This window comes from Mesorhizobium sp. LEGMi-168a (genome assembly GCF_058312955.1).
The window spans coordinates 1-22,965 of record NZ_JBZEGV010000049.1 but is presented as its reverse complement, the minus strand read 5'-3'; the positions used below and the strand labels follow the sequence as shown (position 1 = coordinate 22,965).

Annotated in this window: 25 protein-coding genes and 1 riboswitch; of the genes, 17 read left to right on the top strand and 8 right to left on the bottom strand. The window is 63.7% G+C overall.

Annotation, left to right across the window (positions count from 1 at the left end; all coding sequences use genetic code 11):
• Together AC4FWB_RS32755 and AC4FWB_RS32750 are read right to left on the bottom strand one after the other, a co-directional pair.
• A partial coding sequence (locus AC4FWB_RS32755; RefSeq protein ID WP_491030370.1) for an aminotransferase class V-fold PLP-dependent enzyme occupies positions 1–633 on the bottom strand: 633 nt, incomplete at its 3' end.
• 122 nt (positions 634–755) lie between these two features.
• Positions 756–1,379 (bottom strand): LuxR C-terminal-related transcriptional regulator, encoded by a 624-nt coding sequence (locus tag AC4FWB_RS32750; protein WP_491030369.1) that lies wholly within the window; start codon positions 1,377–1,379, stop codon positions 756–758.
• A gap of 396 nt (positions 1,380–1,775) precedes the next feature.
• Between AC4FWB_RS32750 and mgtE the strand changes: the two genes are divergently transcribed.
• Both mgtE and AC4FWB_RS32740 read left to right on the top strand, forming a co-directional pair.
• Entirely contained in the window at positions 1,776–3,203 is a 1,428-nt protein-coding gene (gene mgtE / locus AC4FWB_RS32745; protein WP_491030368.1) for a magnesium transporter, read from the top strand.
• Between the two features lie 147 nt (positions 3,204–3,350).
• Entirely contained in the window at positions 3,351–3,737 is a 387-nt protein-coding gene (locus AC4FWB_RS32740; protein ID WP_041003844.1) for a MerR family transcriptional regulator, read from the top strand.
• A gap of 325 nt (positions 3,738–4,062) precedes the next feature.
• Here AC4FWB_RS32740 and AC4FWB_RS32735 read toward each other — a convergent pair whose 3' ends face one another.
• Together AC4FWB_RS32735 and AC4FWB_RS32730 are read right to left on the bottom strand one after the other, a co-directional pair.
• The gene (locus tag AC4FWB_RS32735; RefSeq protein ID WP_491030367.1) at positions 4,063–4,539 is read right to left on the bottom strand and encodes a methyltransferase family protein; all 477 of its coding nucleotides are present in this window, start codon (positions 4,537–4,539) and stop codon (positions 4,063–4,065) included.
• Positions 4,536–5,537: an acetyltransferase domain-containing protein gene (locus AC4FWB_RS32730; protein WP_491030366.1), complete on the bottom strand. Its 1,002-nt coding sequence runs from the start codon at positions 5,535–5,537 to the stop codon at positions 4,536–4,538. The genes AC4FWB_RS32735 and AC4FWB_RS32730 overlap by 4 nt, the downstream gene beginning before the upstream one ends.
• 225 nt (positions 5,538–5,762) lie before the next feature.
• Here AC4FWB_RS32730 and AC4FWB_RS32725 point away from each other — a divergent pair, with 225 nt between their 5' ends.
• Positions 5,763–6,962 carry an MFS transporter gene (locus AC4FWB_RS32725; protein ID WP_491030365.1) on the top strand — a complete coding sequence of 400 codons (1,200 nt, stop codon included), beginning with the start codon at positions 5,763–5,765 and terminating at the stop codon, positions 6,960–6,962.
• Here the strand turns inward: AC4FWB_RS32725 and AC4FWB_RS32720 are convergent.
• The gene (locus AC4FWB_RS32720; protein ID WP_491030364.1) at positions 6,941–8,137 is read right to left on the bottom strand and encodes an aromatic ring-hydroxylating oxygenase subunit alpha; all 1,197 of its coding nucleotides are present in this window, start codon (positions 8,135–8,137) and stop codon (positions 6,941–6,943) included. The genes AC4FWB_RS32725 and AC4FWB_RS32720 overlap by 22 nt on opposite strands.
• A 153-nt stretch (positions 8,138–8,290) precedes the next feature.
• Here AC4FWB_RS32720 and AC4FWB_RS32715 point away from each other — a divergent pair, with 153 nt between their 5' ends.
• The 5 genes from AC4FWB_RS32715 to cobO all read left to right on the top strand — a co-directional run bounded on the left by AC4FWB_RS32715 (position 8,291) and on the right by cobO (position 11,399).
• The gene (locus AC4FWB_RS32715; protein ID WP_491030363.1) at positions 8,291–8,962 is read left to right on the top strand and encodes a gamma-glutamylcyclotransferase; all 672 of its coding nucleotides are present in this window, start codon (positions 8,291–8,293) and stop codon (positions 8,960–8,962) included.
• A 71-nt stretch (positions 8,963–9,033) separates the two neighbouring features.
• Positions 9,034–9,232: riboswitch (cobalamin riboswitch) on the top strand.
• Positions 9,233–9,270: 38 nt separating this feature from the next.
• Positions 9,271–9,450 (top strand): CbtB domain-containing protein, encoded by a 180-nt coding sequence (locus AC4FWB_RS32710; RefSeq protein ID WP_320223355.1) that lies wholly within the window; start codon positions 9,271–9,273, stop codon positions 9,448–9,450.
• 15 nt (positions 9,451–9,465) lie between these two features.
• Positions 9,466–10,260 (top strand): CbtA family protein, encoded by a 795-nt coding sequence (locus tag AC4FWB_RS32705; protein ID WP_491030362.1) that lies wholly within the window; start codon positions 9,466–9,468, stop codon positions 10,258–10,260.
• Positions 10,253–10,774 carry a bifunctional adenosylcobinamide kinase/adenosylcobinamide-phosphate guanylyltransferase gene (gene cobU, locus AC4FWB_RS32700; protein ID WP_491030361.1) on the top strand — a complete coding sequence of 174 codons (522 nt, stop codon included), beginning with the start codon at positions 10,253–10,255 and terminating at the stop codon, positions 10,772–10,774. The genes AC4FWB_RS32705 and cobU overlap by 8 nt, the downstream gene beginning before the upstream one ends.
• A gap of 1 nt (position 10,775) precedes the next feature.
• Complete coding sequence (cobO, locus tag AC4FWB_RS32695) at positions 10,776–11,399, top strand: cob(I)yrinic acid a,c-diamide adenosyltransferase (protein ID WP_491030360.1); 624 nt, start codon at positions 10,776–10,778, stop codon at positions 11,397–11,399.
• On the opposite strand, the gene cbiB is transcribed toward cobO, so the two are convergent.
• The gene (gene cbiB, locus AC4FWB_RS32690) at positions 11,396–12,385 is read right to left on the bottom strand and encodes an adenosylcobinamide-phosphate synthase CbiB (RefSeq protein ID WP_491030359.1); all 990 of its coding nucleotides are present in this window, start codon (positions 12,383–12,385) and stop codon (positions 11,396–11,398) included. The two genes, cobO and cbiB, sit on opposite strands and share 4 nt — an antisense overlap.
• Here cbiB and cobD point away from each other — a divergent pair.
• Together cobD and AC4FWB_RS32680 are read left to right on the top strand one after the other, a co-directional pair.
• A complete protein-coding gene (cobD, locus tag AC4FWB_RS32685) occupies positions 12,384–13,439 on the top strand; it encodes a threonine-phosphate decarboxylase CobD (RefSeq protein WP_491030358.1) in 1,056 nt (351 codons plus the stop codon). The two genes, cbiB and cobD, sit on opposite strands and share 2 nt — an antisense overlap.
• Entirely contained in the window at positions 13,436–13,945 is a 510-nt protein-coding gene (locus AC4FWB_RS32680; RefSeq protein ID WP_491030357.1) for a tyrosine phosphatase family protein, read from the top strand. Before cobD ends, AC4FWB_RS32680 begins: the two co-directional genes overlap by 4 nt.
• A 113-nt stretch (positions 13,946–14,058) precedes the next feature.
• Here AC4FWB_RS32680 and AC4FWB_RS32675 read toward each other — a convergent pair whose 3' ends face one another.
• On the bottom strand, positions 14,059–14,856 hold the full coding sequence (locus AC4FWB_RS32675; protein ID WP_491030356.1) for a creatininase family protein: 798 nt from the start codon (positions 14,854–14,856) through the stop codon (positions 14,059–14,061).
• Positions 14,857–14,917: 61 nt separating this feature from the next.
• Complete coding sequence (locus tag AC4FWB_RS32670; RefSeq protein WP_059187077.1) at positions 14,918–15,301, bottom strand: RidA family protein; 384 nt, start codon at positions 15,299–15,301, stop codon at positions 14,918–14,920.
• 253 nt (positions 15,302–15,554) lie between these two features.
• On the opposite strand from AC4FWB_RS32670, the gene AC4FWB_RS32665 reads away from it, so the two are divergent.
• From AC4FWB_RS32665 to AC4FWB_RS32635, 7 genes are all read left to right on the top strand, one after another.
• Positions 15,555–16,559, top strand: coding sequence for an ABC transporter substrate-binding protein (locus AC4FWB_RS32665; protein ID WP_491030355.1), 1,005 nt, complete (start codon positions 15,555–15,557; stop codon positions 16,557–16,559).
• Positions 16,560–16,574: 15 nt separating this feature from the next.
• The gene (locus AC4FWB_RS32660) at positions 16,575–17,393 is read left to right on the top strand and encodes an ABC transporter ATP-binding protein (protein WP_491030354.1); all 819 of its coding nucleotides are present in this window, start codon (positions 16,575–16,577) and stop codon (positions 17,391–17,393) included.
• Positions 17,380–18,231, top strand: a complete 852-nt coding sequence (locus tag AC4FWB_RS32655) for an ABC transporter permease (protein WP_491030353.1) — start codon at positions 17,380–17,382, stop codon at positions 18,229–18,231. The genes AC4FWB_RS32660 and AC4FWB_RS32655 overlap by 14 nt, the downstream gene beginning before the upstream one ends.
• Before the next feature lie 451 nt (positions 18,232–18,682).
• Positions 18,683–19,975: a cytosine deaminase gene (locus AC4FWB_RS32650; protein WP_491030352.1), complete on the top strand. Its 1,293-nt coding sequence runs from the start codon at positions 18,683–18,685 to the stop codon at positions 19,973–19,975.
• A 2-nt stretch (positions 19,976–19,977) separates the two neighbouring features.
• The gene (locus tag AC4FWB_RS32645; RefSeq protein ID WP_491030371.1) at positions 19,978–21,375 is read left to right on the top strand and encodes an FAD-binding oxidoreductase; all 1,398 of its coding nucleotides are present in this window, start codon (positions 19,978–19,980) and stop codon (positions 21,373–21,375) included.
• A 286-nt stretch (positions 21,376–21,661) separates the two neighbouring features.
• On the top strand, positions 21,662–22,243 hold the full coding sequence (locus AC4FWB_RS32640; protein ID WP_491030351.1) for an NAD(P)H-dependent oxidoreductase: 582 nt from the start codon (positions 21,662–21,664) through the stop codon (positions 22,241–22,243).
• On the top strand, positions 22,243–22,830 hold the full coding sequence (locus AC4FWB_RS32635) for an NAD(P)H-dependent oxidoreductase (RefSeq protein ID WP_491030350.1): 588 nt from the start codon (positions 22,243–22,245) through the stop codon (positions 22,828–22,830). Before AC4FWB_RS32640 ends, AC4FWB_RS32635 begins: the two co-directional genes overlap by 1 nt.
• The last annotated feature ends 135 nt before the right edge of the window (positions 22,831–22,965 follow it).

The window sequence follows — 22,965 nt, the reverse complement described above, 5'->3', positions numbered from 1 at the left end:
CTGGCTGACCGACAGGAAGCCGAGGCCGGCCGGCAGCATGAAACCCTTCTGCGAGCCGCTGACGGCGCAGTCGACGCGCCATTCCTCCTGGCGGAAGTCGATCGAGCCGATCGACGAGACGCCATCGACGAAGAGCAGCGCCGGATGGTTCGCGGCATCGAGCGCGGCGCGGCAGCCGGCGACGTCGCTGGTGACGCCGGTCGCGGTCTCGTTCTGGGTGCAGAAGACGGCCTTGATGCGGTGCGCCTTGTCGGCCCGGAGCTTCTCGGCATAGAGGTCGAGCGGGACGCCCGTTCCCCACTCGCAATCGATGACGTCGACCTCGAAGCCGAGGCGCTCGGCCATGTCGACCCACAGATGCGAGAACTGGCCGAAGCGCGACATCAGCACCTTGTCGCCGGGGCTGAGCACATTGGTCATCGCCGCCTCCCAGGCGCCGGTGCCCGATGAAGTGTAGATGAAGACGCGACCGGTCTCGTTCTTGAAAACCTTCTTGATGTCCTCGAACAGCGGCAGCGTGAGATTGGGGAAGGAAGCGGCGCGCATGTCCTCCATCGGCAGGTTCATGGCCTGCCGGACCTCTTCGGGAATGTTGGTCGGTCCTGGGATGAAAAGATGGGTGAACCCAGCCATGCGCGAACTCCTCCGATCGTTTTGGGATGGTGGAGCAAGTTTCGTTGCGATGGCGCCGAGCAACAACACCTTGCCGGGTAAGTTGTCGCCGCGCGCGGGTAGGGCTGACCTACCCGGCCGACCTACCCGAAAGGCGATTTGGAAGTGCGGCGCTTCTCGTTCGCATAGAGCGCGACAGCCATGGCGCGGTTGCGCACGTCAAGCTTGTCGTAGAGATTCTTGAGGTGGTACTTCACCGTGTTCTCCGAGATCCCGGTCCGGGTTGCGATCTGGAGATTGGTCCAGCCATCGGACAGCACCGCAAGCAGTTCGCGCTCGCGCACGGTGAGCTGCGACAGTGGCGAGTCGTTGACCTTGTTGATGTCGATGTAGGGGATGCAGATGCGCCCATGCGCGACCGCCAGGATCGTCTCGAAGATGATCGGCGGATCGTCGAACTGGAAGCAGTAGCCCTGGGCGCCGAGCCGTACACACTGTTTCAGAATACCGATGTCGTGGTCATTGGAGAAAACCGTGATGCGCAGGTCGAGCTTGCGGTTCTGGACTTCCACCAGGATGTCGGCGCCGTCCATGTCGGCGAGCTTCCAGCCGATGACGGCGACATCGAATTTGGTGCTTGCCGCCAATTCCAGGAATTGCTTGCCGCTCTGCACGGAACTCACGAGCTCGAAACGCCCGTCGCATTCCAGCATCTCGCGCAGCGCCGACACAACGAGCGGATTGCGCTCGGCAACGACGACGCGCACGCGCCTCGAGCCAACTGCTTCGTTCGTCTTCCGGGACTTGAGGTTCAAAGCCTGTCGCTTGTCCTTTCGATCTCGCGCAGTTGCCGGTCGCTGTGGACCTGCATCATGACAATTCTGCCCCAATCGCAAAAGGGCGCTCTTTCCGCAGCGACATGCGCTGTCGCGCCGGCTGAAGCGGGAAATTGCGCTGCTGTGAGGTCGCGCCGAAGGCGTCACGGCGAATATTTCGCTGAATATTCCGTATGCTAGCGCAACGATTTCGCAAGACGAATCGCATGACGGCCCTATCTGCCGCATTGGCATCGGATTTTCCCGAAATGCGGTTTCCACTTTCGGGAATCATGTTCTAGACCTGATTTCGCACCCTTTCCGGATTCCTGTTGGCGGGAGGCGCTGGTGGAAGGCCAGGACAGAGAGATCACCGGCGCCAGGGCCGCCGACGAGCACCACGCCGACATCTATGGCGAGGACGGCGCCGTCCGTTCTTCCTTCCTTGCCCAGATCGGTGCGGCGATTGCCGACCGCGATACGCTGACCCTCAAGCGCGAAGTCGACGACCTGCACCAGTCGGAACTGGGCGACCTCATCGAGGCGCTGCATCCCGAACAACGCCGTGCGCTGGTCGAGCTGCTCGGATCCGATTTCGACTTCTCGGCGCTGACCGAGGTCGACGAGGCGATCCGTCTCGACATCGTCGACAACCTGCCCAACGAGCAGATCGCGCAGGCGGTGCAGGAGCTCGATTCCGACGACGCCGTCTACATCCTCGAGGACCTCGACCAGGAAGACCAGGAAGAGATCCTCTCGCAACTGCCCTTCACCGAACGCATCAGGCTGAGGCGCTCGCTCGACTATCCGGAAGAGACGGCCGGCCGGCGCATGCAGACCGAGTTCGTCGCCGTGCCGCCGTTCTGGACGATCGGCCAGACCATCGACTACATGCGCGAGGACAAGAACCTTCCGGACCGCTTCAGCCAGATCTTCGTCATCGATCCGAGCTTCAAGTTGCTCGGCGCCATCGACCTCGACCAGATACTGCGCACCAAGCGCGCGGTGAAGGTCGAGGACGTGATGCACGAGACGCGGCACGCCATCCCGGCCACCATGGACCAGGAAGAGGCGGCGCGGGAGTTCGAGCAGTACGACCTGCTCTCGGCCGCCGTGGTGGACGAGAACGACCGGCTGGTCGGCGTGCTCACCATCGACGACGTGGTCGACGTCATCCAGCAGGAAGCGGAGGAAGACCTTCTGCGCATGGGCGGCGTCGGCGACGAAGAATTGTCGGACACCATTGCGGCGACATCGCGCTCGCGGGTGCCGTGGCTGCTGGTCAATCTTGGTACAGCCTTCATCTCGGCCTCGGTGATCAGTATGTTCGGCGCGACGATCGAGGAAATGGTGGCGCTTGCCGCATTGATGCCGATCGTCGCTTCGCTGGGCGGCAACGCCGGGACGCAGACGATGACCGTGACCGTGCGTGCGCTCGCCACACGCGACCTCGACATCTACAATGCGGGCCGCGTCATTCGCCGCGAGGTGATGGTCGGCCTGCTCAATGGCGCGGTCATTGCGGCGATCCTTGGGCTGGTCGCCGGCTTCTGGTTCCACAATCCCGATCTCGGTTTCGTCATCGCCGCGGCGATGATCCTCAACATGCTCGCCGCGGCGCTTGGCGGCATCCTCATTCCGCTGTTCCTTGACAAGCTCGGGGCCGATCCGGCGATTTCATCATCGATCTTCACGACGATGATTACCGACGTTATCGGGTTCCTCGCCTTCCTCAGCCTCGCTACATGGTGGTTGCACCTGGGTGCCGGAGCCTGACAAGACGTTAATTGACTTTTACGTAAATGCCGTGCGACGTTGATTTGGGGTCATATGCCGATTCCGGCATATGACGGGGTTTGATCGGAGGGAAGGGCGACGCTCCTGCGTGGCGATGCCTGGACGTTTTTGGGCGTGGGAGCGAGAATGCGGGAATATTATACGATCACCGAGCTGACGCGCGAGTTCGACGTATCGACGCGGACGTTGCGGTTCTATGAGGACGAAGGGCTGGTGCAGCCGGTAAGGCGCGGCCGCACACGGCTGTTTCGCCCGTCCGACCGGCATCTCATCCGTCAGATCATGCGCGGAAAGCGCCTTGGCTTCTCGATCGCCGAGATCCGCGAAATCATCCAGATGTACAAGGAGCCGCCCGGCGAGGTGGGCCAGCTCAAGCTGATGATCAAGCGTATCGAGGAAAAGCGCGAGGATCTGCGCCAGAAGCGGCGCGACCTCGAGGAGACGCTTGCCGAGCTCGATCAGGCCGAGGAGTCCTGCGTGGAGCGGTTGGCGGAGTTGGGCGTGAATACGTAGCGGTCCGCTGGCAGCCAAAGAATTCAGCTAGGCTAACTGTCGCAAACGTTCGAGATTGGCCGGAGCTTTCGAACTTCGTCATCCCAGGGCGGAGCAGCCGTGAAGCGGCGTCGCGGAGACCCTGGGATCCATGCCGTTACCTTGATCGTAGAGTGCAGCGGAGCAGAATTCTGAATCATTGCAACGCCTTAGCGTCACGGCATGGATCCTAGGGTCTGCGCGCGTCGCTTCGCTCCTTGCTTCGCCCTAGGATGACGACGTCGCGGACGCTTCTGCTAATCGCCGAGGTGTGCGGCCTGTCGTCAAGGACCTAGGCAACGCAGCCTCAAATCCAGCGCCGAACCCGCTTGGCGTAGTCGCGATATTTCTTGCCGAACTTCGCCGCCAGCATCTTTTCCTCCTTCTCGATCGCCAGCTTCTGCGTCGCGAAGGCAGCGAGGAAGGCGAAGAGCAGGAACCAGGCGATGCCGGTGATGAAGGACACGCCGATCAAGAGCAGCGTGTTGGCGAGATACATCGGATTGCGGGTGATGCCGAAGGGCCCGGACGTCACCAGATGGTCGGGCTCGGCGTTGGGATTGAGCGTCGTCCTGGCGCGCACCATGGTGCGGATCGCCGTGACCCAGAGTGCGGCGACGCCAAACAGCGCCACCCAGCCGGCGCCGACCAGGATGTCGCCGAAGATGTCGCCGATCCAGGGCAGCGGGTAGAGCATGCCGAGCACGACGCTGAGCGCGATCGCCACGACATAGATCACGGGCGGCCAGGGGATGATCCCATGCTTCGGCTGGGTGCCGGTCATTGTTGTCCTCCCTCCATCTTGCTTTCCGTCGCCGCAGTGCAGGTGCTCGCAAGATCGGCAAGATGCGATTTCCAGATCTCGGTCTGGTCGTTGCTGTAGAGCTTGTCGAGAGACCCTTCGCCCTTCAGCGTGTCCAGCATGCAGCCACAATAGCTGGAACAGAACGTCGTGTCCCGCTGCTGTTCACACTGCGCCTGGCAAGCCGGCAGGAAGCCGGCTTCCTTGTCCTGCGGTGGTGCCGGCATGACCTGCGAAAGCAGCCAGACCGAGCCGAAAAGCACCGGCTGGTGGATGAGGTAGAAGGCGAGGCTGTGCCGGCCGATGAAGACAAGCGGATCGGACCAGCGGCCGGGCATCCAGGTCCCCAGCCGAGCGAGAAGGCCGGAGGCGGAAGCGAGCTTGACCACCGCGATGCCGGCAAGCACCGCGCCGAACCATGGAAACAGCGGCACATAGTCGTTCGAGCGCGGGTTGGTCGCCGACAGCCCGACCCACCATAGCGCTGGATGGTCGAAGAATTCAGAGCGGAGATAGTAGGGTGCAGCAACTACGGCTGCCGCGATAATTGCCGTCAGCAGCGCCGGCAGCCTGAGAAAAGCGAGGCCGAGCAGGCTGGCCAGCGCGATCTCATGCAGGATGCCGAAGAAGATGAAACCGTCCGGCGTCGCGATATAGGTGACGGCCGAGATGGCGATCGCCGCCACGGCGACCATGGCAAAACGCTTCCAGAAGCTCGACCAGCGGATCTGGCGGCCGTGGGCCAGGAACAGGCTGACGCCGACCAGGAACAGGAAGGTCGAGGCGATGCAGCGCGCATAAAACTTCCACCAGCCGTAGGCGGTGAGGCCCGGCGCGGTATAGCCGAAATTTTCGAGATCCCAGGTGAAGTGGTAGCTCGCCATGGCGATCAGCGCGATGCCGCGCAGGATATCGATGGCGACGATGCGACTGTGCTTCGGCGCGTCCTGAACGGCTTCGCTCGTCGTCTGAAGGCTCATGATCTCGCAATCCGATTCAGTCGTGCCAAACGACTATCACGGTTCGGGCGAACAACAGAGGGTGGATCGGCAGCAGCCGCTCCGGGCGGCATGGCAAGCCGCTTTAGGCCAGTGGCGGAAAGCCTTTGGCCGGCTTCGCTTTTCGGCTTCTCGGAGTCGGTTTCCTGCTACCCGTCGTCCGGTGGTCCGGCCAGATTTGGCGAGCGATTCACTTTCGGAGGGCCGATGTCCACCCATGTGCGCCATCCGATCTGGCTTCCGGCCCTCAGACCGGCAGACGCGCGCACCTTCGCTTCGCTCTACGCGGTCGAATCCTTTGCGCGGGCCACGATCTCCAGCGTCATCCCGATCCAGGCCTACGAGATCCTGCACAATGAGCAGATCGTCTCGATCCTCTACACCATAGTGTCGCTGCTCGGGCTGTCGGTGACGCTGTTCATGCCGATGCTGATCCGCCGCTTCGCGCGGCGCTGGGTCTACACGGCCGGCTGCCTGATGCTGGCGATCGGCTCGGTTTTCTTCGTCACCCACACGCTGCCCGGTCAACTCGCCGGCATGCTTTGCCGCGTCATGGGAGCGAGTGCGCTGTCGATCACGCTCAACCTCTACATCATGGACCACATCCGCAAGACCGACTTCATGCAGGCGGAATCGCTGCGCATGGCGTGGTCGATGTTTGCCTGGACCGGCGGGCCGACGCTCGGCATTTTCCTCTACACCCGTTTCGGCATCTATGCCGCGCATGGCGCGGTCGTGGCCTTCGCGCTTGCGTTGCTGGCGCTGTTCTGGACCTACCGGCTGGGCGACAATCCATCGATCCGCCCCGGCAGGAGCCGGCCGGCCAATCCGCTCGCCAATATCGGCCGCTTCATCGCGCAGCCGCGCCTGCGTCTCGCCTGGCTGATCGCCTTTGGCCGCTCCTGCTTCTGGACGACCTTCTTCGTCTACGGCCCACTGTTCATGGTGATCACCGGCCAGGGCAAGCTTGCCGGCGGGCTGCTGGTCTCGGCGGGCAACGCGCTGTTGTTCATGGCGATCTTCTGGGGCAGGGCGGGAAAGCGCTTCGGCGGCCGCCGGACCATGACCTTCGCCTATTTCGCGATGTCGGCCATGCTGCTTGCCGCGGGCGGGGTCGGCGCAGCCGCGCCGCTACTCACCGCCGCCTTCCTGCTTTGCGGCGCGCTCTTCACCATCGCACTCGACGCGCTGGGTTCCACTGCCTTCATGCGTTCGGTGCGTTCTTACGAAAAGGCGCAGATGGCTGCGGTCTACCGCACCTATCTCGATTTTTCCGAGCTGACGCCGCCGCTGGTCTATTCGGTGGTGCTGACCTTCTTCGGCCTCGGCTCGGTGTTCGTCACGCTCGGCATACTGGCCGCCTTTTGCGGCTTCTTCACCTGGCGCTATCTGCCGAAATCTTTTTGACTAGCGACCGGCTGGAAAGCCGCGTGGCGCCCGCGCACCCATTGGTGGAAGCGGCGCAAGTCGTATTCCTCGGGCATCAGAACGCCCGCCTCGTGGCGGATCGAGCACAGGCCCTTCTGGTTGATCTCGCAGATCGCGGCGTCCTCTTCGAGCACCTGGGTGCCGAAGGCGACGATGTTGTCGATATCGGTCTGCGCAAGCGCATCGGGCGCGAACAGCCATTCGGCGGTGAGCTCGGTCTGCTCGGGGCCGAGCGGGCTCAGCCGCACCGTGCGGACATAGTCGACATGGCCGACGACGAACATAGAGGGCAGCGAGGTGGCATAGGTCTGGCCGGCGGCGCGCTCGGCCGGCGTCAGGCCGGCAAAGACCGGTCCATGGACGCGCCCGTCGCGCGACCATGTCTCGGCGCCGGCGCGCAGGCCGCCGGAAAACTCCGGCGCGTCATTGTCGGCGTGGCGCGCCCATTCCGGATCGTCATGCCTCGACATCAGGCCGCGGCCGTAGATCGGCACCAGCCGTGACAGGTCCTTGTGCACGCCGGGACAGTGCAGGCACTCGTTGAAGTTCTCCCAGAAAATCTTCCAGTTGCAGTTCATCACCTTGCTGAGCCGGTGCCCGGTGACGAGCGTCTCCAGCGGCCAGTTGGAAAGGTTTCCGGAGGCGGGATCGAAGGAGGTTTCCGCCGAGCCGCCGGCATCGTCGGCAAGGTTGATGAAAACGAAGCCGCGCCACACCGAGAGCGCCACGCGGTAGAGCGGATAATCGGCCTTGTCGAAGCCTTCGGGCAGCGATTTGGACGGCACACGCGCGAGGTCGCCGCGCAGCGAATAGGACCAGGCGTGATAAGGGCAAGTAAGCAGCCTTGCTTTCAGCCGCCCCACGCTCTCCTGGCAAAGCTGCGAGCCGCGATGCCGGCAGGTGTTGTGGAAGGCGCGTAAGCTCCCGGTCTCGTCGCGCAGCACCACGACCTCCTGCGAGCCGATGCGCACGGTTCGAAAGGCAAGCGGTTCCGCGAGATCGGCTTCGCGACAGACCATCAGCCAACTCCGGTACCAGATGGCGTCGAGATCATGTTGGAAGGCCTCAGCATCCCGATAGGCCGCCGCAGGCAATGTCGGCTCGAGGCTGGTCAGACCGTTGTAGAGATCGCGTTCGCTCGGATTCGGCTGCATCGGCTTCTCCCTGGCTGCCGACAGCCGACACCCCGCCAAGGCCGTTGTCAATTGCGTGGCCATTGTGGTGTCCCTGCACCGCCCTTAAGGTCGCTTTGCCGACGCCGGCGCTTGCCGGGCTAATCAGGGTCGCAAGGCATGCCTGCAAGAACGATGTCACTCACAGAGGAATTGGTCGCCCGCTGTTTTCGTGCGGTCGAGGACTCCGGACCCGATCCCGACGCGCAGCATCTCTCCGACAACGATTACGAGGCGATGCTCGATACGTTCGAGGCTGAGCTTCCCGCGACCGAACCGCTGTGGCTGTTCGGCTATGGTTCGCTGATCTGGAAGCCTGAAATCGAGCATGTCGAGGAGCGGATCGCTATGGCGCGCGGCTGGCATCGCTCCTTCTGTATGAACATGACGCGCTGGCGCGGCACCAAGCAGAGTCCGGGCCTGATGATGGCGCTGGATCGCGGCGGGCAATGCGAGGGCGTTGCCTTCCGGCTGAACGGTGGTGAGCGCCGGCAGGCGCTGGACAGGCTTTTCCGGCGCGAGATGACGCTGAAGCCGACCAGCTACCATCCCCGCCTGCTGCAGCTTGCAACCGACAAAGGGCCGTTGCGGGCGCTCGCCTTCGTCATTAACCGCAAAGGCACGACCTATGCCGGCCCGCTCGGCGAAGAGGAGGTGGTCGAAAGGCTGGCGACGTCCTGTGGCCATTGGGGTTCAGGCGCCGACTATCTCTACAACACCGTCAAGAATCTCGAAGCGCGCGGCATCCACGACGCCCATTTGTGGCGATTGCAGCAGCTTGTCGCCAAACGAATCGCCGTCTCCTAGCACGCGAAACCATGCCGCAATCGCGCTTCGGCGTGACGGAATTTGGTTTGCCGGGCGCGACGATTCTGCCTATAGTCGATCGCGTCGTCGGTTCCGTTTTTGGAGCCAAGAGGGAATGCGGTGAGGGCGGACTTCCTGCCCAAAGCCGTGGCTGCCCCCGCAACTGTGTGCGGTAGTCCTCTCCATAGACCACTGAGGATTTTTCCTCGGGAAGGTGGGGAAGGGCGCGGATCCGCGAGCCAGGAGACCTGCCGGCGACGGGAAAGTTTGACTTCGATGCCCTCGGGTGGAGGGCGAAAGGACAAGACATGAATACCGCTTCCGTCTCCCTCGGCGCCTCCGTCTCCTCGCAGTCGCGCATCATGCAGCTGGCAATGGCCGCGCTGCTCGGCATTTTCGTCGTCGGCTTTGTCGGCTTCTCGCATATCGATGCGGTCCACAACGCCGCCCACGACTATCGCCACTCGATGGCGTTTCCCTGCCATTAAGCCAGGTCCGACATCATGAATCTGTTTCGCAACGTCGTGTTCATCGCGGCGATCGCGGGGCTTGTGGCGGGCATAGCGCTCGCCTGCATGCAGGCCTATGCGACCGTGCCGCTGATCCTCAAGGCGGAAGTCTATGAAAAGGCGGGTGGCGGTCATCACCATGATCATGCCGCGACCACAGACAACAATGCGATGAGCTCGGCCGCTCCGGCCGACAACGCGATGAGCAGCGCGGCTCCGGCGCCGACGGAAGCGGCCGCTCCGGCCGAGGACGAAGGCTGGGCGCCGGCCGATGGCTTCGAGCGCTTCGCCTTCAACGTGGTCGCCAATATCGTCACCGGCATCGGCTTTGCGCTGATCTTGGTCGCGGTCTCCGAATTCGCCGGCGGCATCGGCAACTGGCGCCAGGGCGTGTTCTGGGGCCTCGCCGGCTTTGCCGTGTTCACGCTGGCGCCTGGCCTCGGCCTGCCGCCCGAACTGCCGGCAATGCCGGCGGCAGAGCTTCTGCCGCGACAGATCTGGTGGATTTCGACAGTGGCGGCGACCGCTGTCGGCCTCGGCTTGATCGCCTTCCGCAAGTCGCTGCTGCTGGCTATCCTGGCCGTCGTGCTGATCGTTGCGCCGCACGTCGTCGGCGCGCCGCAGCCCGACAGTTTCGAGACGGCGATTCCCGAAGGACTGCATCACCAGTTCGTGGTGGCGGTGACGCTTACCGACCTGGTGTTCTGGCTGGTGCTGGGCGCTGTCGTCGGTGTGGTGCGCGGCCGCTTCACCGGCACGGCGACCAGCCTGCGCGACAGCTTTGCCTGATCGCTCCCAGGGTCATCTGACCTTCATCATCGGCGGTGCGCGCTCCGGCAAGAGCGCGCATGCCGAGACCTTGGCGACGGCGAACCCGTCGCCCTGGACCTACATCGCCACAGCGCAAGCCTATGACGACGAGATGCACGAGCGCATCGCGCTGCATCGCTCTCGGCGTGGCGAAGGCTGGGTGACCGTCGATGCGCCGCTGGATCTCACCGGCGCGATCGAGGCCTTGCCCGACCACCAGACGGTGCTGATCGATTGCCTGACATTGTGGCTCACCAATCATATGCTGGCGGAGCACGATATCGAGGCCGAATGCCGGCGGCTCTCTGACGTGCTGTCGCGTCCGCGCGGGCCCTGGTTCGTGGTGTCGAACGAAGTCGGGCTCGGCATCGTGCCGGACAATGCGCTGGCGCGCCGGTTCCGCGACGCCGCCGGGCGGCTCAACCAGCAGGTCGCGGCCGTCGCCGACAGCGTGCTGATGATGGTGGCGGGGCTGCCGCTCAAGGTGAAATGACATGGCGGACGACAAGACCATCGACGACAAGGATGCCGAACGCCATCGCGCCAAGATGGCCAAGCGCAAGGCGGTGCAGGATGCCGAGGTGGCGGGCAAGACGATCGAGAAGGGACTGCTGATCGTCAACACCGGACCGGGCAAGGGCAAGACCACCGCGGCCTTCGGGCTTGCGCTGAGGATGCTCGGCTACGGCAAGCGCATTGGCGTCGTCCAGTTCATCAAGGGCAAATGGCACACGGGCGAAAAGGACGCATTCGCCGCTTTCGGCGACCGCGTCGTCTGGCATGCGATGGGCGAGGGCTTCACCTGGGAAACGCAGGACCTCAAGCGCGACATTGCCGCCGCCGAAGCCGCCTGGGCGAAGGCGCTCGACCTGATGGCCGACCCGTCGATCAGCCTCGTGGTGCTCGACGAGCTCAACATCGCGCTGCGCTACGACTATCTCGACCTTGAAAAGGTGGTTGCGGCGCTGAAAGCGCGCCGCGAGGACCTGCATGTCGTCGTCACCGGCCGCAACGCCAAGCCACTATTGATCGACGCGGCCGACCTCGTCACCGAGATGGGGCTGACCAAGCATCATTTCTCCGCCGGCGTTAAGGCCCAGCAGGGAATTGAGTTTTAGCCGCCGATCAAAATGGTCAGGTAGATCACGATTGCCGACAGGACCGCGAACAGACCGATCAGCAGCCAGTCGGCGACCCGGTAGAGTTTCAGCGCTTGCCTTATGTCCGTGCTCTCCGCTTCGCGCCGGCCACCTTCGCCCATGAAGGCATCCTCGACGATCTCGCCGCCATAGCTGCGCGGCCCGGCCAAGGACAGTCCTAGCGCGCCGGCCATGGCGGCTTCCGGCCAGCCGGCATTGGGCGAACGGTGCTTCTTCGCGTCGCGGCGCATCACCTGCCAGGCATTGCGAGGATCGGCGCCCTTGACCAGGAAGGCTGCCAGCACGATCAGCAGGCCGGTAAGGCGCGATGCCGGCAGGTTGATCCTGTCATCGAATAGGGCCGCGGCGCGGCCGAAGGCCTCGTGTTTCGGCGTGCGGTGGCCGATCATCGAATCGGCGGTGTTGGCGGCTTTGTAGGCGGCACCTCCCGCCAGCCCGCCGACGCCGGTCCAGAAGGCTGGCGCGACGATGCCGTCGGAGAAATTCTCGGCCAGGCTTTCGATCGCGGCGCGGGCGACGCCCGCCTTGTCGAGCTTTTCCGGATCGCGGCCGACGATGCGCGAGACGGCGATGCGGCCGAGCGTCAGCCCGCCGGTCTCCAGCGCATCGGCGACGTCCTCGACATGCTCGGCAAGGCTCTTCTGCGACAGCAGTGAGGAGCCGAGGATAGCGGCAATGACGAGGCCGGACGGGAAGATCAGCCAGAGCAGGACATGCAGCGTCAGGCCGATGGCGGCCGGCACGAGCACGATGATCAACAAAGCCTGGACGCCGCGGCGGCGACGCAATTCGTCGGAATCGGTCGCGCGGTTGAGCCTGCGATCGAGAAAGGATATCAGCCTGCCGATCCAGGTGACGGGATGGCCGATGGCGTTGAACAGCCAGTCCGGATAGCCAAGGGTACGTTCAACGGCAAGTGACAGGAAAGCGATCAGGATCGACATGAAGCTTCTTGATGGAGCGATTGCTGCGGTGGATCACGGCGGATCCCTTGGCCGGGCGAGCGCGCTCTTCCCCCACGCGCCACGGCCTTTCGTCGATCTTTCGACAGGTATCAATCCGCACTCCTACCCGCTTTTCGAATTGCCCGCCACCGCCCTGTCGCGATTGCCGGAAACGGAACGACAGCGCGAATTGGCCGAAATTGCGGCCGGGACCTATAGCGCGCCGTCGGCGGCGCACGTCGCGGCCGCGCCCGGCACGCAGATCCTCCTGCCGCGCGTCGCTTCGCTGGTGAGGCCCGGCAAGGCGCTGGTGCTCGGCCCGACCTATGCCGAGCACGCCAGAGCCGCCGCAATCGCGGGCCATGCGGTGGCGGAGGTGGACAATTTCGATGCCCTGGCGGATGCGGACCTTGCGGTGCTGGTCAACCCCAACAATCCGGACGGGCGAGTGATCGAGAGAGATCGGCTGCTTGACCTTGCCGCGCGGCTTCGCGGGAAGGGCGGCCTGCTGGTCGTCGACGAAGCCTTCATGGATGTCGGCCCGATTGAGCACAGCCTGGCCGGCGATGTCGGCGAGGGCGGCATCGGGGTGCTGCGCTCGTTCGGCAAGTTCTTCGGCCTCGCCGGTGTCAGGCTCGGCTTCGCGCTCGCCGACCCACTGACGGTCGAGCGGCTGGACGCCCAACTCGGGCCTTGGGCTGTCGCCGGACCGGCGCTCGAATATGGCATTCGCGGGCTCTCCGACACAGAATGGCAAGCCGCCATGCGCAGGCGTCTCGCAGAAGAGGCCGGGCGGCTCGACGCGCTGCTCGGCAAGTTCGGCGTGCCGCTCGCCGGCGGCACGACCCTGTTCCGCTATCTGTCTTTCACGGATGCTCCAGCCCTGTTTTCGGCGCTTGGCGAGCGCGGCATCCTGCTGCGCCATTTTGCCGGCCGGCCACAGGCCTTGCGGGCGGGCCTGCCGGGCAGCGAGGCGGAATGGCAGCGCCTCGAAAGCGCACTTGCGGCCTGGGCCTCGCGGCGCGACGATGCGCCGAAGGAGATCGTGCGATGATCCATGTCTGTCCGCTGTCGAAGATCGAGGAGACCGTGGCGAGAACCGGAGCCGAGCGCCTGCTGTCGCTGCTTGCGGCGGGTACCGACGTTGTCCGCCCGGCCTCGATCCTGGCGGAAAACCATCTGCATCTGGTCATGCATGATATCGCTGTCGCGCAGGACGGCATGACCATGCCGGGCGAGGAACATGTGCGCGCGCTGCTCGATTTCGCCTATCGATGGGACCGGGCAAAGCCGATGGTCGTGCACTGCTATGCCGGCATCAGCCGCTCGACGGCGTCGGCCTACATTATTGCGGCAGCGCTGGCGCCCAAACGGGACGAGGTGGAACTGGCCAAGACGCTGCGTTTTCTTTCGCCATCAGCGACGCCCAATCCCCGGCTGATCGCCGTCGCCGACACCTTGCTTGGACGCGACGGCCGCATGATTGCGGCGATCGACGCGATCGGACGCGGCGCAGATGCCTTTGAAGGGACGCCCTTCGAGCTCGATATCCAGGCCTAAGTCGGTTCGGTCTAAGGCGCGTCGCGCTAAAGCGAATTCAGGCGACGCGCTTAGGTCTTTGTTTTGATGCATGTCGTTCTCCCAAAACCGCTGCGCACTTTTGGGCGACATGCCTAAGACAGCCAGTCGGCAAGCTTTGCCTTGCGCACATCCCTGACCAGATTGATGAAGCCGTCGGCCTGATGCTCAGCGGTCAGCCGGCCCTTCTCGGCGGTGGCGATGCTGGCGTCGCCCACCACGCCGTTTGGATTGAGGTCGCTGGCGATCCAGGCGAAGGCATGCGTGCCGGTGTGGCGCAGCAGGGCGAACTCCTTTTCGGCACGGCCGACATTGGAGACGAAATTATCGGCTTTGCCCATGTCGACGAGATCCGGCCGGAAATACAGCATTAGCGAGGTCTCGACGTCGCCGCCATGGATGCCGTGACGGTCCTCCAGTTCGGTATACATGCCGGCCGGGCGGCCGAAGCGCTGCCAGCTCGTCTTCACCGCCAGCATTTTTGCGCGCACGCGCAGTTCGCGCGTGATGATGCCCATGATTTCCTCATTGCCGCCATGCGAGTTGACGACGATCAGTTTTCTGACGCCGGCGCGGGCCACCGACAGGCCAAGCTCGGTCCAGGCATCGACGAGAGTGGTGGCAGGCAAGGTGAGCGTTCCGGGCGCATGGAGATGCTCGTTCGACTTGCCCACTGCCTGTACAGGCAGGATGCGGATGTCGAGGTCGTCGGGCAGCCGCGCGATCACCGTCTCCAGCATGCCCGTCATGATCGAGGTGTCGGTCGAGACCGGCAGATGCGGGCCGTGCTGCTCGATCGCCGCCACCGGCAGCACGGCGATGGTCGCTTCCGAATCGATCGAGGCGTATTCGGTCGTCCGGTAGTCGCCCCACCACACACGTCCTGTCGTCACTTTCGTCTCCCGATTGGCTTCATTGGGATGATCTAAAGCGCCTGGCGGTCGCGGGCAACCATCAGCCGGCCGCGAGCACCTCCACCTCGACCTTGAATTCCGGGCGGGCGAATCCGGTGACAATCATAAGCGTCGAAGCCGGCGCCGGATCGGAAAAGAGGCGATTGCGAACGTCCATATAGGCCTGCAGATGCGCACGATCGGTGACGAAGGCGTTGATGCGCACGACATCGTTCAGCGTCAGCCCGGCTTCGCTAAGAATCGCGGCGATGTTCTTGAAGCACAGCTCCGTCTGCGCGCCAGCATCCTCGGGAACGGCGTCGTCCGGGCCGATGCCCAACTGGCCCGAGCACAGGACGATGCGCTTTCCCGCCGGGATTTCGACGCCGTGGCTGTAGCGGGCAAAGGGCGGCTTGATCGATTGGGGGGCGAGGTATTTGAGCATTGCATTCTCCTGTCTACAGGCAGACTAAGGCCGGATTCACGAAACCTACAAGATGCGGTGCATGCCACCCGGGCGATTGTGGACAGGCGTCCAAAAAATAGGCACGATGCCTTTCGTACAGCATGACCCGTCCGGTCTCGGCAATGACTGCCGCGCAAGCAGGCGGCCCAGGCGGTGGCATGTGTCTTGCTTCTTGAACAAATGGTGTCAAGCCCAGCGCGCAGCGCGCCGGAGCCAAGAGAGGGTGATGTTTATGCACGGAAAAGAAAAGATCCTGGCGGGTGCGATCGCGCTGCTTGCTGCCAGCACGCTGGGCGCCGCGGCCAACGAGAAAGTCACCTTCGGCACCAACTGGCTGGCCGAGCCGGAGCACGGCGGCTACTACCAGGCGATCGCCGACGGCACCTATGCCGCCTGCGGCCTCGACGTGACCATCATGCAGGGCGGCCCACAGGTCAGCGGCCGGCCGATGCTGCTTGCCGGCAAGATCGATTTCTACATGGGCGGCAACCTGCTATCGGCCTTCGACGCCGTGCAGCAGGGCATTCCGATGCGCGTCGTCGCCGCCGACTTCCAGAAGGATCCGCAGGTCATCATGTCCCAACCGGGGCAGGGGCTGGATAAGTGGGAGGACCTCAAGAACGCCGATCAGTACATCCTCGGCGACGAGGGCGCGCAGACCTTCTTCCAGTGGATGGTGACGGATCTCGGCTTCGATGCCGCCAAGCGCGTGCCCTACACCTTCAATCCGGCGCCCTTCATCGCCAACAAAAAGTCGATCCAGCAGGGCTATGTGACGTCGGAACCTTTCGCCGTGCAGAAGCAGGGCGGCTTCGTGCCGAACCAGTTCCTGCTCGCCGATAACGGTTGGGATACCTACGCGACCACCGTCGAGGTGATGCAGGACACGATCGACAAGCGGCCGGAGGTGGTGCAGTGCTTCGTCGATGGCTCGGCCAAGGGCTGGTATAATTATCTCTACGGCGACAACAAGGCCGCCAACGACATGATCAAGAAGGACAATCCGGACATGACGGACGAGCAGATCGCCTTCTCGATCGAGCAGCTGAAGAAGTTCGGCATTGTCGATTCCGGCGATTCGGAAAAGCTCGGCATCGGCGCGATGACCGATGCGCGCATCCAGAGCTTCTACGACAAGATGGTCAAGGCCAAGGTCGCGCAGCCGGACATCGACATCAAGAAGGCCTATACGCTCGCCTTCATCAACAAGGGCGTCGGGCTGGAGTTGAAGAAGTAAGGCGGCCTGCCTGATATGATCCAGGAGAAAGTGGCGCGGAAGCAGGCATCGGGCGAGGCCCCGATGCTGCTTTCGCTGCGCAATGTCGGCAAGGTCTTTTCCAACGGCGTGACGGCGTTGAGCAAGGTCGACCTGGCGATCCGGGAGGGCGATTTCCTCAGCCTGCTCGGCCCGTCGGGCTGCGGCAAGTCGACGGCGCTCAGGCTGATTGCCGGCCTGTCGACGCCGACCTCCGGCCAGCTCGACTGGCGCGGCTCGATCGATCGGTCGAATATCGGCTTCGTCTTCCAGGAGCCGACGCTGCTGCCTTGGGCCAGCGTCTTCGACAATGTCTGGCTGCCACTGAGGCTCAAAGGCGTGTCGCGCGCCCAGGCCGAGCCGGCGGTGATGGAGATGCTGTCGCGCGTCCACCTCACCGGTTTCGAGAACGCCGTGCCGCGCGAGCTTTCCGGCGGCATGAAGATGCGCGTCTCGATCGCGCGCGCCATGGTGACCAAGCCACGCATCCTTTTGATGGACGAACCCTTCGCCGCGCTCGACGAGATCACCCGCTTCAAGCTCAACAACGACCTTCTGGAGCTCTGGCAGGACGAGCGCTTCACCGTCGTCTTCGTCACCCACAGCGTCTTCGAAAGCGTGTTCCTTTCCAGCCGCGTCGTCGTCATGGCGGCACGGCCGGGCCGCGTTTACGGCGAACTCGCGGTCGATGCGCCTTATCCGCGCGACGAGGCGTTCCGGACCTCGCCCGACTATGCAGCGCTCTGCCGGCAGGCCTCGGACGTGCTGGTCAATGCCATCAACTCAACCGCCGGACCTCATCATGACGGCCACTGAAGACACCACCCTCAAGCTCGATCCCGAAGAGGCGCGCCGCGTTCGCCAGGAGCGGCTGGAGCGGATCGGCAAATGGGTGCTGCCGCTCGCAATCATGGTGCTCGCGATCTGGCTGTGGGACCGCATCTGCGTCTGGAACGAGATTCCGCAATACATCCTGCCGCGTCCCGGCGTGGTGCTGCAGACGTTGCATGACGATGCCGGCCTGTTGTCCTCGTCTCTGCTGGTGACGCTCAGGATCACCTTCCTCAGCCTACTGCTTGCCGTCATCGGTGGCGTCGGGCTGGCGGTGCTGTTCGCGCAGTCCAAATGGGTGGAGATGTCGTTCTTCCCCTTCGCCATCGTGCTGCAGGTGACGCCGATCGTTGCGATCTTCCCGCTGATCAACATCTACATCAACAACCAGACGACCAAGCTTCTGCTCTGCGCCTGGATCGTCGCCTTCTTCCCGATCCTCTCCAACACCACACTCGGGCTGAATTCCGTCGACCGCAACTTGCGCGATCTGTTCAAGCTCAACGGCGCGACACGCTGGCAGCAATTGCGCTACCTGCGCCTGCCGGCGGCGATGCCCTATTTCCTCGGCGGGCTGAAGATCGCCGGCGGCCTGTCGCTGATCGGCGCGGTGGTTGCCGAATTCGTCGCCGGTGCGCAGGGGCAGTCGTCCGGGCTTGCGTCGCGCATCATCGAGGCCGGCTACCGGCTCAACGCGCCGAGGCTGTTCGCGGCGCTGATCCTGATCTCGCTGACCGGCATCCTGATCTTCCTGGTGTTGTCGCTGGTGTCGCATCTCATCCTGCGCCGCTGGCACGAGAGCGCGCTTAAGCAGGAGCGGTAGGGTTGCGCGACGTGATTGAGAATATTGAGAGGCTGGTTGGACCGGAGACACAGCGAACAGGCGTGCGGAGACATCGCGAACAGTTTTGTGCTGCCGCATTCTTCGGCGACCGTAACGGAATGGATCCTCGGGTCTACGCGTCCGCTTCGCTCCCGCTCCGCCCGTGGATGACGAAGGACAAGAAAGCATATGCAAATCGCCAACGCTGGAGATTGGTAGGAACCCTGGTATCCCCGACGTTTGCAATTGGTGGCGGCATCCTTTCTCTTCGTCATCCTAGGGCGGAGCGGGAGCGAAGCGGACGCGTAGACCCTAGGATCCATGCCGTTCCCTTCGAGCTTAGCAGCGGTGCAAAACTGTTCGCGATGTCTCCGCACGGCCGTTCGCCGTGTCTCCGACCCAACCGACCCCTTGGGGGAACGGTGGTGCATAGGACAGAGAGGGGCAGGCCTTGATACCAATCTCTGGTTCTTATCGCTTGGCTAACGTTCGACTTCATCGATCACTCACGCCGGGTCTTGTCGCTGCTTTCGACCCGGATGGCTTCGCGCTTGCCGACATATCCGTCGCCGACGGCAAGATCTCCAGCATCGTCGCGCATGGCAAATCGAGGGCCGATGCGATCGATCTCGGCGGCCGCATCGTGCTGCCGTGCTTCGTCGACTGCCACACCCATATCGACAAGGGTCATATCTGGCCGCGAAAACCCAATCCCGACGGCACCTTTATGGGCGCGCTCAACGCCACCGGCGCCGACCGTGCTGCCCGCTGGAGCGCGGACGACGTTGCGCGGCGCATGGATTTCTCGCTGCGCTGCGCTTACGCGCATGGCACGAATGCTTTGCGCACGCATCTCGACAGCGTTGCCCCGCAGGAAGAAATCTCCTGGCCGGTGTTCGAGACGATGCGCGAAAAATGGCGCGGCCGCATCGAGCTGCAGGCCGCCTGCTTGCTCGGCATCGAAGGCGTGCGCGACAAGGCCTGGTTCGAGCGGCTGGCGAAACGCGTCGCCGCTGCCAAGGGCGTGCTCGGCGTCGTCACCTACATGGTGCCCGACCTCGAGGAACTGCTCGACCAGGTCTTTGCCCAGGCGATCAAGCACGGGCTGGACCTCGACTTCCATGCCGACGAGACCGACGACGTCGCGGCGATTTCCTTGAAGAAGATCGCCGAGGCTTCGCTGTGGAACGGCTTTGACGGCAATATCCTGGTCGGCCATTGCTGCTCGCTCTCGCGCCAGCCGGACCTCGAGGTTCTCGACACGCTGGACAAGGTGGCCAAGGCGCGGCTGGCCGTGGTGTCGCTGCCGATGTGCAACCTCTATCTGCAGGACCGGCGGAACAATAACACCACACCCCGCTGGCGCGGCGTAACGCTGCTGCACGAGATGAAGGCGCGCGGCATCAAGGTTGCGGTCGCCTCCGACAACACGCGCGATCCGTTCTATGCCTATGGCGATCTCGACATGCTGGAAGTCTATCGCACGGCGACGCGCATCCTGCATTTCGACCACCCGGTCGGCGACTGGCCGAAGGCGGTGGCGGCGACGCCGGCCGAGGTGATGCGGCTCGACGGCGTCGGCACGCTTGCCGCCGGCGGCAGCGCCGACTTCATCGTCTTCAAGGGGCGGAACTGGACCGAATTGCTGTCGCGGCCCGAATCGGATCGCATCGTGGTGCGCGACGGCGGGGCGATCGAGCGTAAGCTGCCCGACTATACCGAACTCGATGAATTGATGGTGTGATGATGGATATCGCAGCGCTGAAGCGCGATCTCGAAGGGCTGAAGATCGACGATCATCCGGCGATCGTCCAGCAGAAGAGCCGCGACTTCTACTGGTACAGCCCCGTGCTCAAAAAGCAGCTTGATCACATTGCGGGCGACCTGATCGTCACCCCGAAGAACGAGGACGAGGTGATCCGCGTGCTCGCCGCCTGCCACCGGCACGGCGTTCCGGTGACGCCGCGCGGCAGCGGCACCGGCAATTACGGGCAGGCGATGCCGCTGTCGGGCGGTGTGGTGCTCAACCTCGCCGAGATGAACGAGGTCAAGGCGATCGCGCCGGGCCGCGTGGTGACCGGGCCGGGCGCGGTTCTGGCCGATATCGACAGAGCGACGCGGGCGCATTCCGCGCAGGAGCTGCGCATGTCGCCCTCGACCTACAACACGGCCTCCATCGGCGGCTTTGTCGCCGGAGGCTCGGGCGGCGTCGGCTCGATCCGCTGGGGCGGCTTGCGCGACCTCGGCAATGTCATCCGGCTCAGGACCGTGACGATGGAGGCCGAACCGCGCGTCATGGAGCTCACCGGCGAGGACGTGCTCAAGGTCATGCACGCCTATGGCACCAACGGCATCATCACCGAGGTCGAAATGCCGCTGACCGCCTCCTATGACTGGATCGACGTCATCGTCGGCTTCGACGATTTCATGGATGCCGCCGGCTTCGGTAACGACCTCGCCATCCAGGACGGCATATTGGCGAAGCTGATCACGCCGATCGCGGCGCCAATCCCGTACGACTATTTCAAGCGGCACCAGAAATTCTTCCGGCGCGAGCAGAGCATCGTGGTCTGCATGATCGCGCCGCATGCAATGGACGCCTTCGTCGCTTTCGTCCACAGCACCAAGGGCGAGATCGTCTTCCGGGCCGACCGGGAGACCGATCTGAAAGGCCTGCCGCCGGCCTATGAGCTGACCTGGAACCACACGACGCTGCGCGCCATCCGGGTCGATCCGACCATCACTTATCTCCAGGCGCGCTATCCGTCGCCGGATCATCTCGCTCACGTCAAGACGATGGTCGACCGCTTCGGCGACGAGGTGCCGGCGCATCTCGAATTCATCCGCTTCGACGGCGCAATCGGCGCCGCCGGCCTGCCGCTGGTCCGCTTCACCACGGAAGAGAGGCTGGACGAGATCATCCGCATCCACGAGGACAATGGCTGCTGGATCTTCAACCCGCACCGCTACACGCTGGAGGAGGGCGGCATGAAGCGGACAGACGATGTCCAGCTTGCCTTCAAGCGCGAGACCGACCCGCAAGGGCTGCTCAATCCCGGCAAGATGATCGCCTGGGAGAACCCGGACTACGATTACCGCTCCGGCAAGTCGTTCCTGTTCAAGGGGCTGCAGAGGGTCAGTTGATCGCGATGAACGTCCGGCGCTGCACCCCCCTCTGCCCTGCCGGCAAAGTTGGCCATTGGCGAAAGCCGTGGCGACGTCGAATCTCCCCCCTCGAGGGGGAGATGGCCGGCAGGCCAGAGGGGGTCGCCTCACGTAGATCGCCGACGCTACTTCTCGTTACCGAAGACGTGGGCGCTTCACGCGCGGCGACCCCCTCTGTCGCCTTCGGCGACATCTCCCCCTCAAGGGGGGAGATTTGGCGCAGGAAAAGGGGGGTGCCTCGCGCTGACCTGCGGGATGTTCTCCCGTGAAAATCCTCGTGCTCTTCGCTCATCCGGTGGAGACCAGCTTCAACGCCGGCCTGCACCGGACGATCGTCGAGCGCTTGACGACGGCAGGTCATGCAGTCGACGACTGCGATCTCTACGCCGAGGATTTCGACCCACGGATGACGCGCGCCGAACGGCTCGGCTATCATGACCAGCGCGGGCCGAACGACGCGGTGGCAGGCTATGTCGAAAGGCTGCGGAAAGCCGAAGCGTTGGTGCTGTCCTTTCCGGTCTGGAACTACGGCTATCCGGCGATCCTGAAAGGCTTCTTCGACCGCGTCTTCCTGCCTGGCGTGTCGTTCAAGCTCATCGACGGCAAGGTGCAGCCGACGCTGTACAACATCCGCAAGCTCGCAGCCGTCACCACCTATGGCGGCAGCCGTTTCCGGGCGATGCTGATGGGCGATCCGCCGCGCAAGGTGGTGAAGCGCATGCTGCGAGCCACCATCAAGCCGGGCGCTTCCGTCTCCTATCTCGCGCATTATTCGATGAATCTCTCGACCGACGAGACGCGCAAAGCCTTCATGGCGAAGGTGGCAGCCAGCATGGATCAATTCTGATGCGCGTGCTTGTGGTCTATTGCCATCCCGTCCCAGAGAGCTATTGCGCGGCAATCCGCGACACGGCGATAGAGGTGCTGAAGGGGAGAGGCTGGGATGTGCGGCTGCTCGACCTTTATGCCGAGAATTTCAATCCGGTGATGGGCTGCGAGGAGCGGCGCTCCTACAACCACCGCGCGCCGGACGACCCGGCGCTCAGGCCGCACTTCGATCATCTGATGTGGGCCGAGGCGATCCTGTTCATCTACCCGACCTGGTGGTACGGCCTGCCGGCGATGCTGAAGGGCTGGTTCGATCGCGTCTGGGCGACCGACATCGCCTTCAAGCTGCCTGCCGGCAAGGGCAGGATCACATCGCTGATGAGACATGTCACCAAAGTCGGCGTCATCACCACCTGCGGCGCGCCGACCTGGTGGAGCGTCGTCGTCGGCCAGCCCGGGCGCAAGACGATCCTGCGCGGCATGCGCGCGATCTGCGCCACGCGCTGCAAGACATTCTTCCTGGCGCATTATCTGATGGATGCCTCGACGCCGAAAAGCCGGGCGGCGTTTTTGGGGAAGGTACGGGCGAGGTTGGAGAGGTTTTGAGGAGCTTCCCTTCTCCCACAAGATCCCATGATGAGTAGTGGACAGCGGCTTGTGTGAGATCAGAGTCGGTTTGCTACCAACCACTCTGAAGGGGATTGCCATGACAGCAGAACCAGCCTCGCCACTTGCCGCCAT